General features: G+C 69.9%; 16 protein-coding genes. 13 read left to right on the forward strand and 3 right to left on the reverse strand.

Features of this window, described 5'->3' with window-relative positions:
• The first annotated feature begins 11 nt into the window (after positions 1-11).
• Complete coding sequence (locus tag ACFQPS_RS19980) at positions 12-1619, forward strand: carboxyl transferase domain-containing protein (RefSeq protein WP_377361102.1); 1608 nt, start codon at positions 12-14, stop codon at positions 1617-1619.
• Positions 1620-1628: 9 nt separating this feature from the next.
• On the opposite strand, the gene ACFQPS_RS19985 is transcribed toward ACFQPS_RS19980, so the two are convergent.
• Positions 1629-3242 (reverse strand): hypothetical protein, encoded by a 1614-nt coding sequence (locus ACFQPS_RS19985; RefSeq protein ID WP_377361104.1) that lies wholly within the window; start codon positions 3240-3242, stop codon positions 1629-1631.
• A 251-nt stretch (positions 3243-3493) separates the two neighbouring features.
• Here ACFQPS_RS19985 and ACFQPS_RS19990 point away from each other — a divergent pair, with 251 nt between their 5' ends.
• The gene (locus ACFQPS_RS19990) at positions 3494-3844 is read left to right on the forward strand and encodes a hypothetical protein (protein WP_377361105.1); all 351 of its coding nucleotides are present in this window, start codon (positions 3494-3496) and stop codon (positions 3842-3844) included.
• Between the two features lie 113 nt (positions 3845-3957).
• Positions 3958-4773, forward strand: coding sequence for a hypothetical protein (locus ACFQPS_RS19995; RefSeq protein WP_377361107.1), 816 nt, complete (start codon positions 3958-3960; stop codon positions 4771-4773).
• Positions 4774-4786: 13 nt separating this feature from the next.
• Here the strand turns inward: ACFQPS_RS19995 and ACFQPS_RS20000 are convergent, their stop codons facing one another.
• Complete coding sequence (locus tag ACFQPS_RS20000) at positions 4787-5389, reverse strand: hypothetical protein (RefSeq protein ID WP_377361109.1); 603 nt, start codon at positions 5387-5389, stop codon at positions 4787-4789.
• 155 nt (positions 5390-5544) lie between these two features.
• Here ACFQPS_RS20000 and ACFQPS_RS20005 point away from each other — a divergent pair, with 155 nt between their 5' ends.
• From ACFQPS_RS20005 to ACFQPS_RS20030, 6 genes are all read left to right on the forward strand, one after another.
• The gene (locus ACFQPS_RS20005; RefSeq protein WP_377361111.1) at positions 5545-6330 is read left to right on the forward strand and encodes an enoyl-CoA hydratase/isomerase family protein; all 786 of its coding nucleotides are present in this window, start codon (positions 5545-5547) and stop codon (positions 6328-6330) included.
• Between the two features lie 153 nt (positions 6331-6483).
• Positions 6484-7368, forward strand: coding sequence for a potassium channel family protein (locus ACFQPS_RS20010; protein WP_377361113.1), 885 nt, complete (start codon positions 6484-6486; stop codon positions 7366-7368).
• 262 nt (positions 7369-7630) lie between these two features.
• Positions 7631-9352 carry a methyl-accepting chemotaxis protein gene (locus ACFQPS_RS20015; protein ID WP_377361114.1) on the forward strand — a complete coding sequence of 574 codons (1722 nt, stop codon included), beginning with the start codon at positions 7631-7633 and terminating at the stop codon, positions 9350-9352.
• Between the two features lie 138 nt (positions 9353-9490).
• Positions 9491-11188, forward strand: a complete 1698-nt coding sequence (locus ACFQPS_RS20020) for a monovalent cation:proton antiporter-2 (CPA2) family protein (protein WP_377361116.1) — start codon at positions 9491-9493, stop codon at positions 11186-11188.
• A 59-nt stretch (positions 11189-11247) separates the two neighbouring features.
• Positions 11248-13269 (forward strand): acetyl/propionyl/methylcrotonyl-CoA carboxylase subunit alpha, encoded by a 2022-nt coding sequence (locus ACFQPS_RS20025; RefSeq protein WP_377361118.1) that lies wholly within the window; start codon positions 11248-11250, stop codon positions 13267-13269.
• A 631-nt stretch (positions 13270-13900) separates the two neighbouring features.
• Positions 13901-15916 carry a methyl-accepting chemotaxis protein gene (locus ACFQPS_RS20030; protein ID WP_377361120.1) on the forward strand — a complete coding sequence of 672 codons (2016 nt, stop codon included), beginning with the start codon at positions 13901-13903 and terminating at the stop codon, positions 15914-15916.
• An 89-nt stretch (positions 15917-16005) separates the two neighbouring features.
• Here the strand turns inward: ACFQPS_RS20030 and ACFQPS_RS20035 are convergent, their stop codons facing one another.
• Entirely contained in the window at positions 16006-16476 is a 471-nt protein-coding gene (locus ACFQPS_RS20035; protein WP_377361122.1) for a YqaA family protein, read from the reverse strand.
• 217 nt (positions 16477-16693) lie between these two features.
• On the opposite strand from ACFQPS_RS20035, the gene ACFQPS_RS20040 reads away from it, so the two are divergent.
• The 4 genes from ACFQPS_RS20040 to ACFQPS_RS20055 all read left to right on the forward strand — a co-directional run bounded on the left by ACFQPS_RS20040 (position 16694) and on the right by ACFQPS_RS20055 (position 19793).
• A complete protein-coding gene (locus ACFQPS_RS20040; RefSeq protein ID WP_377361123.1) occupies positions 16694-17845 on the forward strand; it encodes an acyl-CoA dehydrogenase family protein in 1152 nt (383 codons plus the stop codon).
• 104 nt (positions 17846-17949) lie between these two features.
• Positions 17950-18846, forward strand: a complete 897-nt coding sequence (locus tag ACFQPS_RS20045; RefSeq protein WP_377361125.1) for a hydroxymethylglutaryl-CoA lyase — start codon at positions 17950-17952, stop codon at positions 18844-18846.
• Positions 18847-18940: 94 nt separating this feature from the next.
• Positions 18941-19279 carry an acyl carrier protein gene (locus tag ACFQPS_RS20050; protein WP_377361126.1) on the forward strand — a complete coding sequence of 113 codons (339 nt, stop codon included), beginning with the start codon at positions 18941-18943 and terminating at the stop codon, positions 19277-19279.
• 91 nt (positions 19280-19370) lie between these two features.
• Positions 19371-19793, forward strand: a complete 423-nt coding sequence (locus tag ACFQPS_RS20055) for a DUF1489 family protein (RefSeq protein ID WP_377361128.1) — start codon at positions 19371-19373, stop codon at positions 19791-19793.
• Positions 19794-19993 lie beyond the last annotated feature (200 nt).

Consider the following 19993-nt stretch of genomic DNA (forward strand, 5'->3'; position numbering starts at 1 on the left):
GAGGGACGCCCATGCCCGTGCTGAGCAGCACCATCGACACCCGCAGCCCGGCCTTCGCCGAGAACGACGCGGCCATGCGCGCGCTGGTCGCCGACCTCAAGACCACGGTGGCGCGGATCAAGCTGGGCGGCGGCGAGGCGGCGCGGGAGAAGCACCTGTCCCGCGGCAAGCTGCTGCCGCGCGACCGCGTGCGCCACCTGCTGGACCCCGGCAGCCCCTATCTGGAGCTGAGCCAGCTCGCCGCCCACGGCGTCTATGCCGACGACGTGCCGGCCGCCGGCATCCTGACCGGCATCGGCCGGGTCGAGGGGCAGGAATGCGTGGTCGTCGCCAACGACGCCACGGTGAAGGGCGGCACCTACTATCCGCTGACCGTGAAGAAGCATCTGCGGGCGCAGGAGATCGCGGCAGAGAACAATCTGCCCTGCCTCTATCTGGTGGACAGCGGCGGCGCCAACCTGCCGAACCAGGACGAGGTCTTCCCCGACCGCGATCATTTCGGCCGCATCTTCTACAACCAGGCCACCATGAGCGCCGCCGGCATCCCGCAGATCGCCGTGGTGATGGGAAGCTGCACGGCCGGCGGCGCCTATGTCCCCGCCATGGCGGACGAGAGCGTGATCGTGAAGGGGCAGGGCACCATCTTCCTGGGCGGCCCGCCGCTGGTGAAGGCCGCCACGGGCGAGGTGGTCAGCGCCGAGGATCTGGGCGGGGCGGACGTGCATTCGCGCAGCAGCGGCGTCACCGACCATTACGCCGCCGACGATCGCCACGCCCTTGCCATCGCCCGGCGCATCGTCGCCAACCTGAACCGGCGCAAGCAGCCGCAGGTGGCCCTGCGCGCGCCCGTGGAGCCGCGCTTCGCCGCGGAGGAGCTGTACGGCGTCATCCCCACCGACACGCGCAAGCCCTATGACGTGCGCGAGGTGATCGCCCGCATCGTAGACGGCAGCGAGTTCGACGAATTCAAGGCGCTGTACGGCACGACGCTGGTCTGCGGCTTCGCCCACATCTGGGGCTGCCCCGTGGGCATCATCGCCAACAACGGCATCCTGTTCAGCGAAAGCGCGCTGAAGGGCGCCCACTTCATCGAGCTGTGCTGCCAGCGGGGCATCCCGCTGCTGTTCCTCCAGAACATCACCGGCTTCATGGTCGGCCGGAAGTACGAGAATGCGGGCATCGCCAAGGACGGCGCCAAGCTGGTGACGGCCGTGGCCTGCGCGTCGGTGCCGAAGGTGACCGTCATCATCGGCGGCAGCTTCGGGGCCGGCAACTACGGCATGTGCGGCCGCGCCTACAGCCCGCGCTTCCTCTGGATGTGGCCGAACGCCCGGATCAGCGTCATGGGCGGGGAGCAGGCGGCCACCGTGCTGGCCACCGTCCGCCGCGACGGCATCGAGGCCCGCGGCGGCACCTGGAGCCCGGAGGAGGAGGACGCCTTCAAGGCCCCGATCCGGGAGCAGTACGAACGCCAGGGCCATCCCTACTACGCCAGCGCGCGGCTCTGGGACGACGGCATCATCGACCCGGCCGAAACCCGCACCGTGGTCGCCCTCTCCCTCAGCGCCGCCCTCAACGCCCCCGTCGAGCGCACCCGTTTCGGCGTGTTCCGGATGTGAGCGGCGGCGCTACTCCGACCGCCGGCCGTCCTCCCGCCGGATCAAGCCCGTCAGGGCGACGACGGTCAGGGTGGAGAGCACCCAGCCGGCCATGATGTGGAAGTAGAGATAGATCGTGACGGTCCAGCCCCACGGGTCGTCCCGGATGGCCGGGGCGATCGGGCTGGGGGACCAGGCCGCCGACTGGCCGAGATCGACCAGGGGCAGCAGGGTGTCGAGCGAGTACCAGAAGCCGCTGAACGGCGGATATTCCGGCGGCAGCCTGTACCCGATCCCATGGTCGGACGGGGTCTCCCCCGGCCAGAGCGGCCTGTCGTCGATCCGGCGGCCCAGATCCTCGATGAAAGCCACGGGCAGGGCCGGCTTGATGATGCCGGACCCGCCGGTGTCCAGCGGCCCGGCTGCGTAGAATATGCCCCAGCCGACCAGCAGCAGGGCCAGCAGCCATGCGAAGCCACGCCATGCCTCATAGCCATAGCCGATGGTGAGGTCCAGGAAGGCGCCCCGGAACCAGCGGGCCGACCTCGGCAGCCATCCCTTTGCGGATTTCACGGCATGACGGGTGCGGGCGCGCTCCTTCTCCAGCCCCACCCGTTTCGCCCCGGCATCCTCCCCGGCCGCCCGCAACACACGGGCAAGGTTCTCATAGGGGCCGGGCACGAAGTCATCGCCCAGCGCTGTCTTGAGCCAGTTCAGGCGGGACCCCGCGTCCGCCTTCACGTAGTCGGCGGCCAGGAAACTGTCGAACCTGAAGTCGCGTAGGTCTATGCGCGGCTCCCCATCGCAGTTCCATTCCTGCCCGGACCAGGTGTCCGCCCAGACACCCGCCCGGGCATGGGAAAGTTCCAGTATCCCCGTCCAGGATGCCGGTCGCCAATCAAGAAGACCCTGAACCGAAACGGAGACAAGGGAGGCATCACCATTGATGCTGGTTCCCTCTCTGAAAAAGAGACCTCCCTGAATCACCATTCCGTCGGCGTTGATAGCTGCCTTTCCGCCACCGTCCAGGGACGCGTCACCAAAATCGGCATCACCGCCTATGTGCGCGCCGAGCAGGCGAACGGTTCCTTTGGTGTTGAAGTCCTCGGCACAGAACACGTTTCCTTTGATCACGATCCTGTCGGCAACGAGGGATGATCTGTCGTCACTGTCAAGACATGCGCTGCTAAGGTCAAGATCGCCGCCAATGCGAGCGCCGATCAAGTTGATGGCACTCATAGTCTGAAATCTTCCTGTACAGTACAAGTCTCCATTGATGTGAGCCCCTTCCGCATTGAAATCGGCATCCAGCCGGCTGGCAGACAGGTACAGACTCGGGAGCGTCGCATTCTTGAGTATGAGGGGGGCTTGCAGGTGACAGCCAAGCAATTTCAGAGGTCCGACAGAGATCCCGTCTGACAGGTCCAGTTCCCCGTCGATCCGGGCGCCGAAAATACGAACGCCGCGCGGGTCGAGGCGGACATCGTCCCACAGCCCAAGGCACAGGGCGCGGATGGTGTCGGCCTGGACGGTCGGCATCTCCCCGTCGAAGTTCGGTCGGCCGAAGCCCGCCGGCGCCCAGATCTTCCCGCGCTGTGCGGCTTCCACCAGGGCCCGGTCATTCTCCGGCAGGTCGGTCGGCATGGGGCGCGTGGCGGGCACGGGGGTACTCCGGAAGGGTGGGTATCCGGAGTATGCGGGGACCGACCGGGGGTCGCAAGCTGGCCGCCGTGGAGGCCGTTCCCGGGTGCCGGGGGCTGTTTCTGCGCGCATCGGTCCGTCCCTGACGCGGGCATCGCCGGTCTGCGCCGTGTCCCTTCACGCCGCGGCCGTCCGGCCGTCATTCCCGCAGGCGCCCGGCCCGATGGCGGGGCGGGCAACGGACGGGGACGGGGATGCTGATTCTGCGCCGCATCGGCAGGCTGGCGGACAATGCCTGGGCGCACCTGCTGGTCGCCGCCGCCATGGTGCTGGCCTCCCTGATGGAGCTGAAGGAGGTCCTGGTGACGGACCTCGCCGACCTCCAGGGCGAGCACGGCATGCTTCTGTTCGGCATCCAGCAGCTTCTGCTGACCCTGCCGAAGGCGGCGGAGGCGGCCCGCCACACGCGGGAAGGGGCGAAGACGATCCGCCGGACCCTGCGCAAGGACCCGCCCGGTGATCGCTCACCCGGGGGGCCGTCACCCGGCAACCCGTCACTGGGCGACCCGTCACTGGGCGATCCGTCCCCTGGCGATCCGCCCTGAACCGCGCCGGCCTTTTCCGCGCGGGCCGTCACAACCGGCCCGCCACGGCGTCCCACCCATGACGGCTCCCTGTCCGGGGGCCGTCATGGACCGGGATACCAGGGAGCCGACCCATGCCGCGCATCGCCGGACTTCTGTTCCTCCTCACCCTCGCCGCCGCGGGCCCCGCGGCCGCGGCCTGTTCCTGCACGGGCATGACGCTGAAGGTCGGGGGCACCCCGACCAGTTTCTGCGTCAACAGCGCATCCACCTTCAGCGAGTGCGCGACGGTCAGCACGACCGCCTGCGGCACCGGCAAGAAGCAGATCCAGTGCCCCCTGGGCCTCGCCACCGGGAGCGATACCAACGGAAGCTGGATGGGTTTCGGGTTCGAGATCCACGCGGCGCTCAGCGGCACGGCCAGCCAGTGTACCCACGGGCAGGGCCTGCAACGCACCCTGACGGAGCAGTCCGGGACCACGGTGACGACGCTGTCCAACGGCAAGGTCGGGTACACGACCCCTGCCAAGGCGACCTATACGATCTCCAACGGGAGCGTCAGCTACAGCGGGTATGTGGATAACGACCGGCGGAAGAACTATCCGCAGGTCGGGACACAGGCCAGCTCCGTCGATTCCTACGGGGCCGACAACTACTCCGCCATCGGCGATCCCAGCGGGTCGGAAACCATCCAGATGAGCGGGAACACCGTCATCTGGTCCGACCTTCCCTCCATCTATTTCGACAACAGCGATCTCACCAAGACCGTGTCCCTGAAGGACCAGGTCTTCTCCTTCGCCTACAATTCCGGTCAGGCGGGATCGGGCTGTTCCTGCACCTTCCAGATCCAGGCGACCAAGCCGCCCCTCACCAACTGGACCGAACTGGCGACGCGGGCGACCGGCGCCAACGCTCTGGTCAAGGGCGTGTCCTGCACCGTCACCCCTTGAGCGACCCGGCCGGTCAGATCCCCTGGCCGGGGCCGGTGACCAGGGAGGCGTCGCGGTCCGCCGGGCCGACGCCTCCCCGGTCCGCCGCGATATGGCGGCGGAACTCCGGTCCGCGGGGCTGGTGGTCCGCCGCCTCGGGCCGCCGCCCGCGGCCGGACGGCAGGTGCAGGGTGCGGTCCTCTGCGTCCGTCTCCATCACCCAGGCGCCGGCCCGGGTCCGGTGGCCGCCCGGAGCGGCGCCCGGCGAGGAAATCAGGTCCCCCGGATGCCCGCCGGCCTGCCGCCGGGTCAGGCCGCTGGCCAGCAAGGCAAAGGCGCCGAAGCCGGCCAGTGTCCAGCGGACCGCCGGCGGTTCCTCGTCCAGCATCCAGGCGGCGGCCAGGAAGGTGGCGCCCTCCAGCGCGTCCACCGCCAGATGCTGGCGCATGCTGAGCAGGGGCACGGCGCCCGCCTCGTAATCCGTCAGATGGGCGTAGGCGACGGTGCCCAGCGCCGCCGCATCCATCCCCCGCGTCATCATCCGGTCCCAGCCGAACAGGCGGGGGACGGCGGCGAACGCGGCGGCGGCCGCGTAGTCGATGAGGCCGTGGGTGCGGCTGGAGATCGGCGGGCGCATCGGGCACTCCTGGATCGGGGCGCGGCGGCACGGGATGCCGGCGCGGGGCCGGCTGCCCGGAGAACAGCCGGCGCCCGGATCGGTTGCGCCGCCCGGCTTCCCCGGAGAACGCCGGGCGTGTAGGAAGGGGCGTCCCCCAGACCCCAGGAGCCCCCATGCCCGACGTGCTGAGCCACACCCGCGCGGACGGCGTCGCCACCGTGACGCTCAACCGCCCGGAGGTCCACAACGCCTTCAACGACGCGGTGATCGCCGAGTTGACGGCCGTGTTCCGGCGGCTGGGGGCCGATCCGGCCGTGCGGGCGGTGCTGCTGCGGGGCAACGGTCCCAGCTTCTCCGCCGGGGGCGACCTTGCCTGGATGCGCCGCATGGCCGGCTACGGGCCGGAGGAGAACCGCCGCGACGCGCTGGCGCTGGCGGAGATGCTGCGGACCCTGAACGAGTTGCCGAAGCCCACCGTGGCCGTCGTCCACGGCAACGCCTTCGCCGGGGCCGTGGGGCTCGTCTCCTGCTGCGATGTGGCGCTTGCGGCGGACAGCGTGCAGTTCGCCCTGACCGAAGTGCGGCTGGGCCTGATCCCCGCCACCATCGCGCCCTATGTCATCGCCGCCCTGGGCGCGCGGGCCTGCCGCCGCTACTTCCTGACGGCCGAGCGGTTCAGCGCGCTGGAGGCGCACCGGCTGGGGCTGGTGCATGAGGTGGTGCCGGCGCACATCCTGGACGCGGCCGTGGAGAAGCTGATCTCCCGCCTGCTGGAGGGCGGGCCGCGGGCGCTGGCCGAGAGCAAGCGGCTGATCCGCGAGGTGGCGGGCCGGCCGGTGGACGATGCCCTGATGGAGGATACGGCCGGGCGCATCGCCGCCGCCCGCGCCAGCGAGGAGGGGCGGGAAGGCGTCGCCGGCTTCCTGGAGAAGCGCCCCCCGGCCTGGCGCCCGGGCTGAGGCGCTGCCGCGGCTGACGCACATCAAGGCGGCCGCCGGGGGCGCCCCCTACCTCTTCCGGCACGGTTTCCCCGCTGGTCCGACATGCCCCAGGATCCCCCGTCCCCGCTCGGCCTCGCTCGTCCGATCCCGCCGCGCTCCAGGCACCCCGTGGTGGCGGTCGGCTTCACGGTCGGGCTGCTGTCGCTGATGCTGCTGTCGGTCAGCGCCGTCGCCGGCTGGGTGGCGCTGGGGGTGCTGGTGTCCGTGTCCGCCGTGGTGGGGGCGTTCCACTATCTGTTTCCGGGCAGCCGCTTCTTCACGATCGCGCTGGCGAACTTCATCGGCATCTACGCCTGCATCTTCCTCTTCTTCGTGGAGCTGCACTTCGCCCTGGTGTCCCAGGTCTCCCTGTCGGCGGGGTTCACCCTGCCGCTGCTGACCTTTCTGGCCGGGGCCGTCTGGCAGCGGGAGGCGATCCGCGCCGTGGTGCTGGAGCAGGGGCCGGTGCTGCGGCACCGGCTGGGCCGGGCAGTCCTCTGGCTGCTGCCGGTCGCCGGGGTGGGGGTGGGCACCTTCCTGATTCCGTCCGGCATGGACCCGGACGCCCTGACCCTGGCCTATCTGGGGGCGATGGGGCTGATCTCCGCCGTCGTGCTGGTCGCGGCCCGAGCCATCGCCATCCTGCTGCTGCACACGGGCCTGCTGTTCGAGGAGTTCTTCGAGGGCATCGCCCGGCTGGTGGAACCGGCCCTGGCCTTCTTCACCTTCTATTCTCTGTTGGTGATCGTGTTCGCGTCGGTCTACACGGTCATCGACCGCTTCTCGGTCCAGCCCCAGTTCATGATCAACGGCCATGCCCGCGACATCCAGTTCGCGGAGGCCCTCTATTTCTCCGTCATCACGCTCTCGACGGTCGGCTACGGCGACATGCTGCCGCTCAGCGACCTGATCCGCATCCTGGTCTCGGCCGAGGTGGTCTGCGGCGTATTGCTGCTGCTGTTCGGCTTCAACGCCATCTTCGCCTATTCCAGCGAGCAGCGGCGGAACCGTCCCTGATGCCGGTCCAGGGCGCTTCCTGCGGCGCTTCCTGCGGCCCTCCCTGCGACGGCCCGGGGGCGCCGGCCCTGCTGTGACCTGATGTCCCCGCGGCGGATTTTACCTGGAATTCATGCGCCGCTGGGACGATGCCGATCCTTGACTGCCTATCCGTGCATGCAGCCGGGGGGATGCTCCGGCCTGTCCGGACGCCGGTAACCTTCGGGACAGGTTGGTTCCCAGGGGGCAGTCTGTACCTTCGTTAAATCGAAGGTAAGCATCCATGCGGATATCTGATAAGGAGTTGGAGGGGGCCATGCTGTTGGTGTCGAAGCTCAGGATCGCGGGCAAGGTCTACAGTATCGTTGCGATACTCTCCCTTGCGGCCCTCGGCCTGGGGATCACGTCCGCCGTCCAGTTGATCGGCTTCAATGCGGCGGTCCAGGAGATGCAGACCACCTCCAGCCGGGCGCAGATCGGCGAACGGGTGAACGCCACCATCCTCTCCGTCGTCATGGATTCCCGCGGTGTCTACATGAGCCGGGATGCGGCGGAGGTGGAGAAGTTCGCCAAGCCCATGGTGGCGGCGCTTGACCGCCTCGATGCGCTGATCGCCGAATGGAAGGCGCTGGTGCCCCCCGAATCCGCCGGGGACTTCCAGGAAGCGCTGGCCCGCGTCGCCGAATTCCGGGCCAAGCGCCTTGAACTGATCCGGCTCGGCCGGGAGGTCAGTCCGGCCGCGGCGCGCGAGTTCGGGGACAACGATGCCAACCGCAAGTCCCGCCAGGACCTGAACACGGCGGTCACGAGACTGGCCGAAGCGGACCAGCAGGCCGTGCATCACGCCGGCGAGCGGGTGCATTCGGCCCTGACGTTCGGCCTGACGGTCATCGGCGTCATCGCGGCGGCCGGCATCGGCCTGGGCGTGGCTCTGGCCTGGATGATCTCCCGCCAGGAGATCGCCGGTCCCGTCCGCTCCATCACCGCCTGCATGGCGACCATGGCCGGGGGCAATCTCGTGCTCAGCGTGCCGTCGCAGGAGAAGAAGGACGAGATCGGCGAGATGGCGCGCTCGCTGGAGGTCTTCCGAAACGGACTGGTGCAGGCCCGGGAGATGGAGAAGCGCCAGGCCGCCGAACGGGCGGAACGGGAGCGCCGTGCCGTTGCCCTGGAGGGGCTGCTGAAAGGCTTCGATACGACCGCCAGCCGGGTGCTGGGCACCGTGGCGCAGGCGGCCGAGGCGATGGGCGGCACGGCCGAGGAGATGGCCCGGATGGCCGACCAGACGAACGGTCAGGCCACGGCGTCCGCCGCCGCGGCGGAGGAAACCTCGGCCAACGTCCAGACGGTCGCTGCCGCGACGGAGGAGATGGCCGCTTCGATCCAGGAGATCAGCCGGCAGGTCAGCAGCAGCACGCAGCTCACCGCCGGGGCCGTCGCCCAGGCGCAGCAGACCGGCGTCACCGTCAACGGGCTGAACGAGGCCGTGCAGCGGATCGGTGAGATCGTGGACCTGATCCAGTCCATCGCCAGCCAGACCAACCTTCTCGCCCTCAACGCCACGATCGAGGCGGCGCGGGCCGGGGAGGCCGGCAAGGGCTTCGCCGTCGTGGCCGGCGAGGTGAAGGCGCTGGCGACCCAGACCGCGAAGGCGACCGAGGAGATCGCGCAGCAGATCGGCAGCATCCAGACCGCCACCCACGATACGGTGGGGGCCATCCAGAGCATCGGGCGCACCATCGCCTCGCTCAGCGAGGTCTCGGCGGCCATCGCCGCGGCCATCGAGGAGCAGAACGCGACCACCGGCGACATCACCCGCAGCGTGCAGCGTGCCGCCCAGGGCACGCAGCAGGTCAGTGAGAATGTCGCCATGGTCAGCGAGGCGGCGACCCGGACCGGCACCGCCGCCGCCCGGGTGGTGGAGTCCGCGGGCACCCTGGCGGAGCAGAGCGGCCTGCTGCAACGGGAGATCGAGCAGTTCCTGAAGGGCGTGCGCGCCGCCTGACAGGGCTGTTCCAGGGCACTTTCCGGGGATCGCGCGCGGATTCGGACCGCGCCACGGTCCCCCTTGCATATTGAGCTTGCGGCCTGGGGTCCGGCATCGGCTAAGAAAGGGGTAGTCCCGGAGCCGAAGACCCCGTTCATGCCCAACGCCGCCGAGCACGCGCTTCCGTTCGTTCAGGAGGCCATCCTTTTCCTTGCCGCATCGATCGTCGTCGTGCTGGTGCTGTCGCGCATGCGCGTCAGCCCGGTGCTCGGCTATCTGCTGGCCGGCCTGCTGATCGGCCCCTCCGGCCTCGCGCTGATCGGCGACGTGGACAAGATCCGCTCCTTCGCGGAGCTGGGCGTCGTCTTCCTGCTGTTCATCATCGGTCTGGAACTGTCGGTCGAACGCTTGCAGGCGCTGCGCCGCTGGGTGTTCGGGCTGGGGGCGGCGCAGGTGGGGCTGACGGCGGGACTGATCGGCGGCATCGCCTGGTTCTGGGGCAACTCGCCCGAAGCCTCCATGGTCCTGGGCGCCTGTCTCGCCCTCTCCTCCACCGCCGTGGTCGTCCAGTTGCTGGTGGAGCGCGGCGAGGTCGCGTCCGCCACCGGCCGCGTCACCTTCGCCGTGCTGCTGTTCCAGGATCTGGCCGTCGTGCCCGTGCTGGTCCTGGTGTCGGTGCTCAGCAATCCGGGCGACCAGCCGCTGCTGCTGGCCCTGGGGCTGTCGCTGCTGAAGGCGGTCGTGGCGGTGACGGTGATCCTGGTGATCGGCCGCTTCACGCTGGGACCGCTGCTGCGGCGTGTCGCGGCCACGCGCAGCACGGAGATCTTCACGGCCACCGCGCTGCTGATCGTTCTGGCCATGGGCTGGGCGACCAGCCTGGGCGGGCTGTCCGCCGCGCTGGGCGCCTTCCTGGCCGGCCTCGTGCTGGCCGGCAGCGAGTTCCGCCACCAGATCGAGAGCGACATCCAGCCCTTCAAGGGCCTGCTGCTGGGGCTGTTCTTCCTTACCGTCGGCATGGGCATCGACCTTGAACTGGTCATGGAGAATGCCGCCTGGGCCCTGGTGAGCGTGTTCGGCCTGATCGCCCTCAAGGCGGGCCTCACGACGGGGCTGGCTCTGGCGTTCGGGGCGCCGCGCGACGTGGCGATCCGCAGCGGCCTGCTGCTGGGCGAGGGCGGTGAATTCGCCTTCGTGGTGGTCGGTGCGGCGCTGAGCGCGCACATGCTGCCGCCGGAGATCGGCCAGTTCATGTTCGCCGTCGTCGGCCTGTCGATGCTGCTGACCCCGTTCCTGCCGATGCTGGCCGACCGTATCGTGCGCTGGCTCGGCCCGCAGAAGGTGGAACCGGCCGGGCCTGAGCCGGATGTCGAAGAGCTGACCGGGCATGTCATCGTCAACGGCTTCGGCCGGGTCGGTCAGACGGTCGCGGCGCTGCTGTCCGAGCAGCAGGTGCCCTATGTCGCGCTGGACATGAATCCCGAGCTGGTCCGTGCCATGCGGGAGAAGGGCTATCCCATCCACTACGGCGACGGCAGCCGGCCGGAGCTGTTGCAGAAGCTGGGGGCGGACAACGCCGCCGCGGTCATCGTCACGCTGGACCAGCCCGCGGCCACCGAACGCGCGGTGGGGGCGGTGCGCCACCACTGGCCGAAGTTGCAGGTCTTCGCCCGCGCCCGCGACCGCGCCCGGGCGGCGGAACTGGCGAAGCTGGGCGTCGACGGCGTGGTGCCGGAGACCTTCGAGTCCAGCCTGTCGCTGGCGAAGGGCGCGCTCCAGGCGCTCGGGGTGCCGACCCAGGCCGTCGAGGAACTGGTGACGCGGCACCGGGAATCGGGTACCACCGCGGACTGACGGCCGGAGGGACGGAACAAGCCAGCGGCCGATAAGAACGAGGCCCGGAGGAAAGCCCCATGTTCCGCACGCTGTTGATCGCCAACCGCGGCGAGATCGCCTGCCGTATCATCCGCACGGCGCGGCGCCTGGGGCTGGCCACCGTGGCCGTCCACTCCGATGCCGATGCCGGCGCGCGCCATGTCGCCCTGGCCGACGCCGCCGTCCGCATCGGCCCGGCCCCGGCGCGCGAGAGCTATCTCCGGATCGAGGCCATTCTGGACGCCGCGCGCCGCACCGGCGCCGACGCCGTGCATCCCGGTTACGGCTTCCTGTCGGAGAATGCGGCCTTCGCCGAAGCCTGCGCCGGTGCCGGTCTGGTCTTCGTCGGCCCGCCGCCGGCGGCCATCCGCGCCATGGGCGGCAAGAGCGAGGCCAAGGCTCTGATGGCGGCGGCCGGCGTGCCGCTCGTCCCCGGGTACCACGGGGAGGACCAGGACGGCGCCCTGCTGCGGGCCGAGGCCGAGCGGATCGGCTGGCCCGTGCTGATCAAGGCCAGCGCCGGGGGCGGCGGCAAGGGCATGAAGGTCGCCACCGGGCCGGAGGATTTCGCCGACCAGCTCGCGTCGGCGAAGCGGGAGGCCCTGGCCGCCTTCGGCGACGACCGGGTGCTGATCGAGAAGTATCTGGCCCGTCCCCGGCATGTGGAGATCCAGGTCTTCGCGGATGCCCAGGGCGGCTGCGTCTACCTGTTCGAGCGCGACTGCTCCATCCAGCGCCGGCACCAGAAGGTGGTGGAGGAGGCGCCGGCTCCCGGCCTCGATCCCGCCCTGCGCCGCCGGATGGGCGAGGCGGCGGTCGCGGCCGCCCGGGCCATCGGCTATGTCGGGGCGGGGACGGTGGAGTTCCTGCTGGACCAGGACGGGCGCTTCTACTTCATGGAGATGAACACCCGGCTCCAGGTGGAACATCCCGTCACCGAGATGATCACCGGGCAGGATCTGGTGGAGTGGCAGTTGCGTGTCGCTGCCGGAGAGCGGCTGCCGCTGGCGCAGGACGATCTCGCCATCGACGGCCATGCCATCGAGGTGCGCCTCTATGCCGAGGACCCGGCCCGTGGGTTCCTGCCCCAGACAGGCACGCTGGAGCATCTGCGCTTTCCGGCCGAGGGGCCGCATGTCCGTGTCGACTCCGGGGTGCGGGCCGGCGACGCCATCCCCGTCCACTACGATCCGATGATCGCCAAGCTGATCGTCTGGGACCGCGACCGGCCTGCCGCCGTGCGCCGGCTGCGGGCCGCCCTGGCGGAAACCGAGATCGCGGGGCTCAACGCCAATGTCGGCTTCCTGGCGACGTTGGCCGCGCACCCGGCCTTTCTGGCCGCAGACCTCGATACCCGTTTCATCGAGCGGCATCAGGCGGACCTGCTGTCCGCCGCCGCCCCGGCGCCGGAGGAGGCGCAGGTGCTGGCGGCGCTCGGCCTGCTGCTGGACCGTGCCGTCCGCACGGAACGCCAGGCCGCGGCCGGTGCCGACCCCTGGAGCCCCTGGGCCCGGGCGGACGGCTGGCGCCTGAACGACGAGGCGCACGACACCATCACCCTGCGCGAGCCGCCCCGCGATCCCGGGACAGCGGGTCCCGAGCATGTCCTGCGCCTGACCTACGGGCGGGGCGGCTACCGCTTCCATCTGTCGGCGGGTGACCTGGCCGCCTGTGGCGACCTGGCCGAGGACGGACGGCTGACGGCTGACCTGGGCGGCATCCGCTGCATCGCCTCCTGGGTGCGCCGCGACGGCGGGATCACCCTGTTCCACCGCGGCGGCACCCACCGCTTCCATCTGGTCGAGCCGTTGGCGGGCGCCGCGGCGGAGGCCGGCGCCGGCGGCCGGCTGACCGCTCCCATGCCGGGGAAGGTCATCGCGCTTCTGGCAGAGGAGGGGGCGGCCGTGACCGCCGGACAGCCGCTGGTCGTGCTGGAGGCCATGAAGATGGAGCACACCCTCAAGGCCCCGGCAGCCGGCACCGTGCGCCGGCACCGGTTCCGTGTCGGCGATCAGGTGCCCGAAGGGGCGGAACTGGTGGAGTTCGAGGGCGAAGACTGAGCCTCCGGCCCGCCGAGGGAGGCTGTATCCGCTGCGGAGCTGCCCTGCGCGCGACGGGCCATAAGGTCGCATCCATGAATAAACGCCCGATGCGTGGGCATGTATTTTGAAAATGCAAATATAATGCGCGGCAGTTTCTCCGTCTGTCCAGCCTCCGGGGTCAATGTCGGCGGCAATGTTATTAAGTTGTTTTTAATATTTCCCCCATCTTCTGATCGCCCATGACATGCTGCCCTGGTTCGGCTTGCGTGACCCGATCGCCCGTACATTCAAACATCAGAGATCGACGATACAGGTGTTGTGGACGGGGTGGAATGACTTCCAGACGGGGTGTCTTCGGGCACGGGGCGGCTCGGTATGATTCTGCAATTCCGGTCTGGAATCTCCTTTGCGCGGAAAGGGGCGGCGGGCTAAAGCGGCACTCGGACGCGCTACGGGGACGTGTGCGGTACCGCACTGTCCCCCGTCTGTGGCCGGGTTCAATTTGCCAGAACCGGCCCGCACGGCATCCCGCCCGGGTGTTCCCCGGGGGATGGCAGGATGGCGGGACCTGGTCGCTGCCGGCTCCCTGAGCGTGGCCAAGTCGACCGCCGGGCAGACACGAAGCCCGGATGATTTTGGAGGAGCGGTCATGTTGAAGTGGCTGGACGACCTTAGGATTGCGGTACGGATCAACATCGGCTTCGGGCTGATGGCCGCTTTGCTGGTCATCCTGGGCGGTGTCGCTATCGTCGGCGCGTTGCGCATGGGCGATCTCTTCACCGAGTATCGGATCGCCGCTCGGCAGAACCTCCAGTTCGCCGATATCCAGTCGAACATGTTCGAGGCTCAGCTCGCCTCGCGGGAATGGCACCGGACCCCGACCGCCGAGGCGGCCGGCCTTGTCCGCCGCAACATCGACGAGGTGCTGGACGGGCTGCACAAGGCCGACGAGATCGTCGCCGATCCGGCGATGCGCCAGCGCCTCGACCAGATACGGAAGACGACGACGGACTACATCGCGGCCTTCGAGCAGGCGGTGGAGTTCGAGAACCGCCGCGAATCGCTGGAACCCGAGGTCCTGAACATGGCGGAGGCTCTCTCCGCCGGGCTCAACGGTCTGGTGATGGAGACCTTCGACGCCGGCAACGGCCTGATGGAGACGGCGAATGCCGCCGCCCTCTCGCTGATGCAGGGGGAGATCTATCTCAGCCGCTTCCTCGCCGACGGCTCGCCCAAGAGCCGCGACAACATGCTGACCGAGCTCATGGCCGTCGAGGGCCAGCTCGGCATGCTGGCCGAGGAGGAGGCAGCGCCGGAGAAGGTCCGCACCATCGCCCAGGGTCAGCTTGCCATGCTCTCCGGCCTGGGAGAGCAGTTCCGTCTTCTCGTGACGGCGACGGAGGAGCGCGACAGCCGCATCACCGACGGTATGGACCGGCTGGGAGCCACCGTGCTCAGCGACCTTGCCGCCGCCGTCGCCTCCGTCGTGGCGAAGCAGAACGCCATCGATCCGAAGGCGGAGGCCACCATCGACGGCGGGATCACCATGATCGCCGCGGCGGCCGTGCTCTGCCTCGTGCTCTCCACGGTGCTGGGCCTCATGCTCGGCCGCATCATCTCGACGCCGATCGTGGGCCTGACGGCGACCATGCGCCGGCTGGCCACCGGCGACACCAACGTCGATATCAGCGGCCAGAAGCGCAAGGACGAGATCGGCGAGATGGGCCGCGCCGTCGCTGTCTTCCGGGACGGGCTGATCGAGCGTCAGCGTCTGCGCATCGAACAGGACCGCGCCAAGCAGCGGGCCGAGGAGGAGCGCAAGGCCGCCCTGACCCGGCTGGCCGATTCCTTCGAGGCGGGCGTGCGCGGCGTCGTCACCGAGGTGTCCGGGATGGCGCACCACATCCAGGACAATGCGGGCGAGCTGTCGGCCGCCGCCCGCCAGACCTCCAGCCAGGCGGAGGTCGTCGCGGCCGCCAGCGGTCAGGCGTCCAACAATGTCCAGACGGTCGCCGCCTCGGCCGAGGAGCTGTCCGCCTCCATCGCCGAGATCGGCCGGCAGGTGCAGCGCTCCTCCGAACGGGCCCAGGCCGCCACCGGCATGGCCCAGGGCGCCAACGAACAGGTCGAAGCGCTGGCCGCCCAGGCCGACGCCATCGGCTCGGTCGTCCAGCTCATCTCGGAGATCGCGGCCCAGACCAACCTGCTGGCGTTGAATGCGACGATCGAGGCGGCGCGGGCCGGGGAGGCCGGCAAGGGCTTCGCCGTCGTGGCCGGTGAGGTGAAGTCGCTGGCCAGCCAGACGGCCCGCGCGACGGAGGACATCGGCCGCCAGATCACCCGTATGCAGCAGGCGAGCCACGGCACCGTCAGCGCCATCCGCGGGATCGCCGGCATGATCACGGAGATGAACGAGATCGCCGCCGGCATCGCCGCCGCCGTGCAGCAGCAGGCCGCCGCCACCGGTGAGATCAGCCGCAGCGTTCAGCAGGCCGCCAGCGGCACGGAGGAGATCGACCGTTCCATCGGTGATGTCCGCTCGGCCGCCGACCGCACCGGCCGCGCCTCCGCCGACCTGTTGGACGCGGCACGGCTGCTGTCCTCCCAGGCCGACACGCTGCGTCGGCAGGTGGACGGCTTCCTGGAGACGGTCCGCGCGGCCTGACCGGCCTTACCCCAGGACGGGGCAGAGCACGGGGGCGCTCCGGCGCCCCCGTCGCATGTCCGGTTCGCCCCGCGTCCTGCCCCGCCTCCTCACAGCCACCCCAGCGTGCCCAGCATCACCACGACGTAGCGCCCCCCCTTGCCCAGGGCCACCAGGACCACGAACGGCAGGAAGGGGACCCGCAGGCTGCCGGCCACCACCGTCAGCGGATCGCCCAGGAAGGGCGTCCAGGCCAGCAGCAGCGACGGCAGGCCCCAGCGGTTGTAGACCCGTTCCGCCCGCGCCAGCGCCTTGTGCGGCGCCGGGAACCACGGCTTGTCGGCCATGTGCCGCAGGAAGCGGCCCAGCCCCCAGTTCACGCAGGACCCCAGCGTGTTGCCCAGGGTGGCGACCGCGACCAGCAGCCAGGGATCGCGCTCGGCCTGGACCAGCAGCGCGACCAGCAGAACCTCCGACTGGGCGGGGACAAGGGTGGCCGCGGCGAAGGCGGCCCCGAACAGACCCCACAGCACCGGGTCGCCCGCCAGCGCCACACCTGAAAGGGCCGCACTGGCCGCCATCGCCTCTCCTCCTGCAACGCTCCGGCCTCGTTCCGGTACCGGCCCTCGACCGCTGCGCGGGCGCTCCCGCGATCCAGCGGTCATCAGGGCTCCCGCGCCCTGGTGGGAGGGGCGGGCCTGCTCCTACAGTGTCGTCGGAACGGCGCGGCCGCGGACCGGGGGCGAACCCCGGACGACAGGATGCACCGGGAGGAAACGGACCTGGAAGGTGACGGCCATGGGCCACGATTTCAATCCCCGCTGGATGACGGAGGATCTGCGCATCTTCCATGATGCCGCGCTGAAGTTCTTCGAGCGCGAATGCGCCCCGCACGCCCGGCGCTGGGACGAGCAGGGCGTGGTGGACCGCGAGGTCTGGACCAGGGCGGGAGAGGCCGGGCTGCTCTGTGCCTCCATGCCGGAGGAGTATGGCGGTGCGGGTGGCGACTTCGCGCACGAGGCCGTGCTGATCGACGCCCGCATGAAGGCCGGTGCCGGGCATTTCGGAATCTCGCTGCACAACGGCATCGTCGCCCCCTACATCCTGCATTACGGGTCGGAGGAGCAGAAGCGGCGCTGGCTGCCCCGGCTCGCCTCGGGGGAGCTGGTCGGTGCCATCGCCATGACGGAGCCGGGCACCGGCTCCGACCTCCAAGGTGTGCGCACCTCGGCCCGGCTCGACGGCAACCACTATGTGCTGAACGGCTCCAAGACCTTCATCACCAACGGCCAGACCGCCAACCTCATCATCCTCGTCGCCAAGACCGACCCGGCCGCCGGGGCCAAGGGCACCAGCCTGATCGTGGTGGAGACGGACGCGGTGGACGGATTCCGCCGCGGCCGGAACCTGGACAAGATCGGCCTCAAAGGGCAGGACACGTCGGAGCTGTTCTTCGACGATGTCCGGGTGCCCACGGCCAATCTGCTGGGGCCGCAGCCCGGCCTGGGCTTCGTCCAGCTCATGCAGCAGTTGCCGCAGGAACGCCTCATCATCGCGCTGGAGGCGCTGGCGGGAATCGAGGCGGGCATCGCCGCGACGCTCGACTATGTGAAGCAGCGCAAGGCGTTCGGCCAGCGCATCATGGACTTCCAGAACACCCGCTTCACCCTGGCCCAGGCGGTGACGGAGATGCGGGTCGGCCGTGCCTTCTGCGACGACTGCACGGAACGCCATCTGAAGGGCGAACTGGACGCGGCCACCGCGGCCATGGCGAAGCTCTGGCTGACGGAGCGGCAGTGCGCCATCCTCGACGACTGCCTGCAACTCCATGGCGGCTACGGCTACATGAACGAATACCCGATCGCCCGGCTGTGGGCCGATGCCCGCGTCGGCAAGATCTACGGTGGCACCAACGAGATCATGAAGGAGCTGATCGGCCGGACCCTGTGACGGTGCCCCTGGTCAGGCGGTGGGGCCGTCCCTAAACTCCGCCCCGTCGGATCGCCGCAGGGGAAGGCCGCAAGGGAAGGCCGCAAGGGAAGGGAACGTACCGCATGACCCGCATCCGGATCGTCGAGGTCGGGCCGCGCGACGGGCTCCAGAACGAGCCGCGGACGGTGCCGCTGGACATCAAGGTGGACCTGGTCGAGCGACTCGCCGCGGCCGGGCTGCCGGCGGTGGAGGCGGGGGCCTTCGTCTCCCCGAAATGGGTGCCGCAGATGGCGGACACGGCCGAGTTGCTGGCCCGCCTCCGGCGTCGGCCCGGGGTCGCCTATCCTGTGCTGGTGCCCAACGCGAAGGGGCTGGAGGCGGCGCTCTCCGCCGGGGTGGGGGAGATCGCCGTGTTCGGCGCCGCCTCCGAATCGTTCTCGCAGCGGAACATCAACTGCTCCGTGGCGGAGAGCCTGGAGCGATTCCGCCCGGTCGCGGCACAGGCCCTGGCGGCCGGTGTCCGGGTCCGGGGCTATGTCTCCTGCGTGCTCGGCTGCCCCTATGAGGGTGAGGTCGATCCCGGCCGCGTGGCCGAGGTGGCGGCCCGGCTGGCCGATCTCGGCTGTTACGAGATCAGCCTGGGCGACACGATCGGCGTCGGCACGCCGGCCCGCGCCCGCGCCCTGGTCCGCCGCGTCGCGGAGTCGGTGCCGGCGGAGCGGCTGGCCCTGCATTTCCATGACACCTGGGGGCAGGCGGTCGCCAACATCCTCGCCTGCCTGGAGACGGGCGTGACGGTGGTGGACAGCGCCGTGGCGGGGCTGGGCGGCTGTCCCTATGCCCGCGGCGCCAGCGGCAACGTGGCGACGGAGGACGTGCTCTACCTGCTGCACGGGCTGGGGCTGGAGACCGGGGTCGATCTCGATCAGGTGGCCCGGACGGGCGCCTGGATCTCGGCCATCCTGGAGCGGCCGAACGGCAGCAAGGCCAGCCATGCATGGATGGCACGGCAGGCCTGACCTTTCGCAGAGGTATCGGGTTAACCCGAAATCGCTTAACTGCTTGGGCGAGTCGGAAGGCCGCACGGTCTGCAAGGCGAGGGAGGCGGGTGCCGTGAGCCGGTCCGTCGAGGGCGTTGCCAACTGGATGCACCTGTTCCGCTGGATCGTGAAGCTGATCCGCGACGAATACGGCGTCGACGAGAAGATCCTGGTCCGCACCGCCATCCTGGAGAGCGACTGCGGCCTCTCCATCGAGCAGGTGGAGGAGGTTCTCGACATCATCGCCGACAGCTTCGACATCCGGTTCCCTGAGGGGACGCTGAACGAGGTCGTGAAGCTGGAGGAGCTCTGCATGCTGGCGGCCTGGCTGAAGGGCCTGTTCAAGCGGCCGGACTTCCTCTCCGACGGGTACGGTGAAGCCTGCCGCTCCCTCAACGCGACAGCGGCCTGAGTCCCTCCGGGCCCCGTCCGGGCACTGGACCCGGGGCGCCCGCCGGGCTAACGAGCGGGCCTTGGATTTCCGTTCCGGAACAGGGCCTGCGATGACCATCCACCTGCTGCGCCTCGCCGTCGGCGCCGACAGCCTCGACTCCATGCGCGACTGGCGCGCCGGCAACCAGATCGACTGGCAGGGGCACCGCGTCGTGCCGACCTGGACCAAGCGCCCGCCCTCCCGCCAGGCCGAGCTGCTGGAGGGCGGCTGCCTCTACTGGGTGGTGAAGGGCTTCATCCGCTGCCGCCAGCGCTTCGTCGGCTTCGACCTCGTCACTGCGCCGGACGGGGAGACCCACTGCACCATGCTGATGGACCCGGAACTGGTGGAGACGGTCGCCGTGCCGAAGCGGCCCTTCCAGGGCTGGCGCTACCTGAAGCCGGAGGATGCGCCGCCCGACCTGCAAGGGTCGGAGGGGGACGGACTGCCGCCCCATCTGCTGGCCGAACTGCGCGCCCTCGGCCTCGCCTGAGCCGGCAGGGCCAAGGCGGGAAGGGCCAGCGCGGGCAGGGCTGTGCGTGGGGGCCAGGAGCGGAAGGGGCCAGCGCTGAAGGGGCTTTGCCGGGAACCCGGGAGCAGGGGAGGGACCCCCTTCGAGAGGATTTTGCGAATTTGTTGGAAGAAAGTGTTTGACAGGTTGGGTTTGGGGGCCTAGATAACGGCTCACCGACG

It is taken from the genome of Rhodocista pekingensis (assembly GCF_042665545.1).
Classification (GTDB): domain Bacteria; phylum Pseudomonadota; class Alphaproteobacteria; order Azospirillales; family Azospirillaceae; genus Rhodocista; species Rhodocista pekingensis.

Coding starts and splice junctions, on each gene's coding strand:
- ACFQPS_RS20025 (WP_377361118.1), top strand. CDS start 11,248: ATGTTCCGCACGCTGTTGATCGCCAACCGCGGCGAGATCGCCTGCCGT.
- ACFQPS_RS19980 (WP_377361102.1), top strand. CDS start 12: ATGCCCGTGCTGAGCAGCACCATCGACACCCGCAGCCCGGCCTTCGCC.
- ACFQPS_RS19985 (WP_377361104.1), bottom strand. CDS start 3,242: ATGCCGACCGACCTGCCGGAGAATGACCGGGCCCTGGTGGAAGCCGCA.
- ACFQPS_RS20005 (WP_377361111.1), top strand. CDS start 5,545: ATGCCCGACGTGCTGAGCCACACCCGCGCGGACGGCGTCGCCACCGTG.
- ACFQPS_RS20055 (WP_377361128.1), top strand. CDS start 19,371: ATGACCATCCACCTGCTGCGCCTCGCCGTCGGCGCCGACAGCCTCGAC.
- ACFQPS_RS20045 (WP_377361125.1), top strand. CDS start 17,950: ATGACCCGCATCCGGATCGTCGAGGTCGGGCCGCGCGACGGGCTCCAG.
- ACFQPS_RS20030 (WP_377361120.1), top strand. CDS start 13,901: ATGTTGAAGTGGCTGGACGACCTTAGGATTGCGGTACGGATCAACATC.
- ACFQPS_RS20015 (WP_377361114.1), top strand. CDS start 7,631: ATGCGGATATCTGATAAGGAGTTGGAGGGGGCCATGCTGTTGGTGTCG.
- ACFQPS_RS20035 (WP_377361122.1), bottom strand. CDS start 16,476: ATGGCGGCCAGTGCGGCCCTTTCAGGTGTGGCGCTGGCGGGCGACCCG.
- ACFQPS_RS20000 (WP_377361109.1), bottom strand. CDS start 5,389: ATGCGCCCGCCGATCTCCAGCCGCACCCACGGCCTCATCGACTACGCG.
- ACFQPS_RS19990 (WP_377361105.1), top strand. CDS start 3,494: ATGCTGATTCTGCGCCGCATCGGCAGGCTGGCGGACAATGCCTGGGCG.
- ACFQPS_RS20040 (WP_377361123.1), top strand. CDS start 16,694: ATGGGCCACGATTTCAATCCCCGCTGGATGACGGAGGATCTGCGCATC.
- ACFQPS_RS20020 (WP_377361116.1), top strand. CDS start 9,491: ATGCCCAACGCCGCCGAGCACGCGCTTCCGTTCGTTCAGGAGGCCATC.
- ACFQPS_RS19995 (WP_377361107.1), top strand. CDS start 3,958: ATGCCGCGCATCGCCGGACTTCTGTTCCTCCTCACCCTCGCCGCCGCG.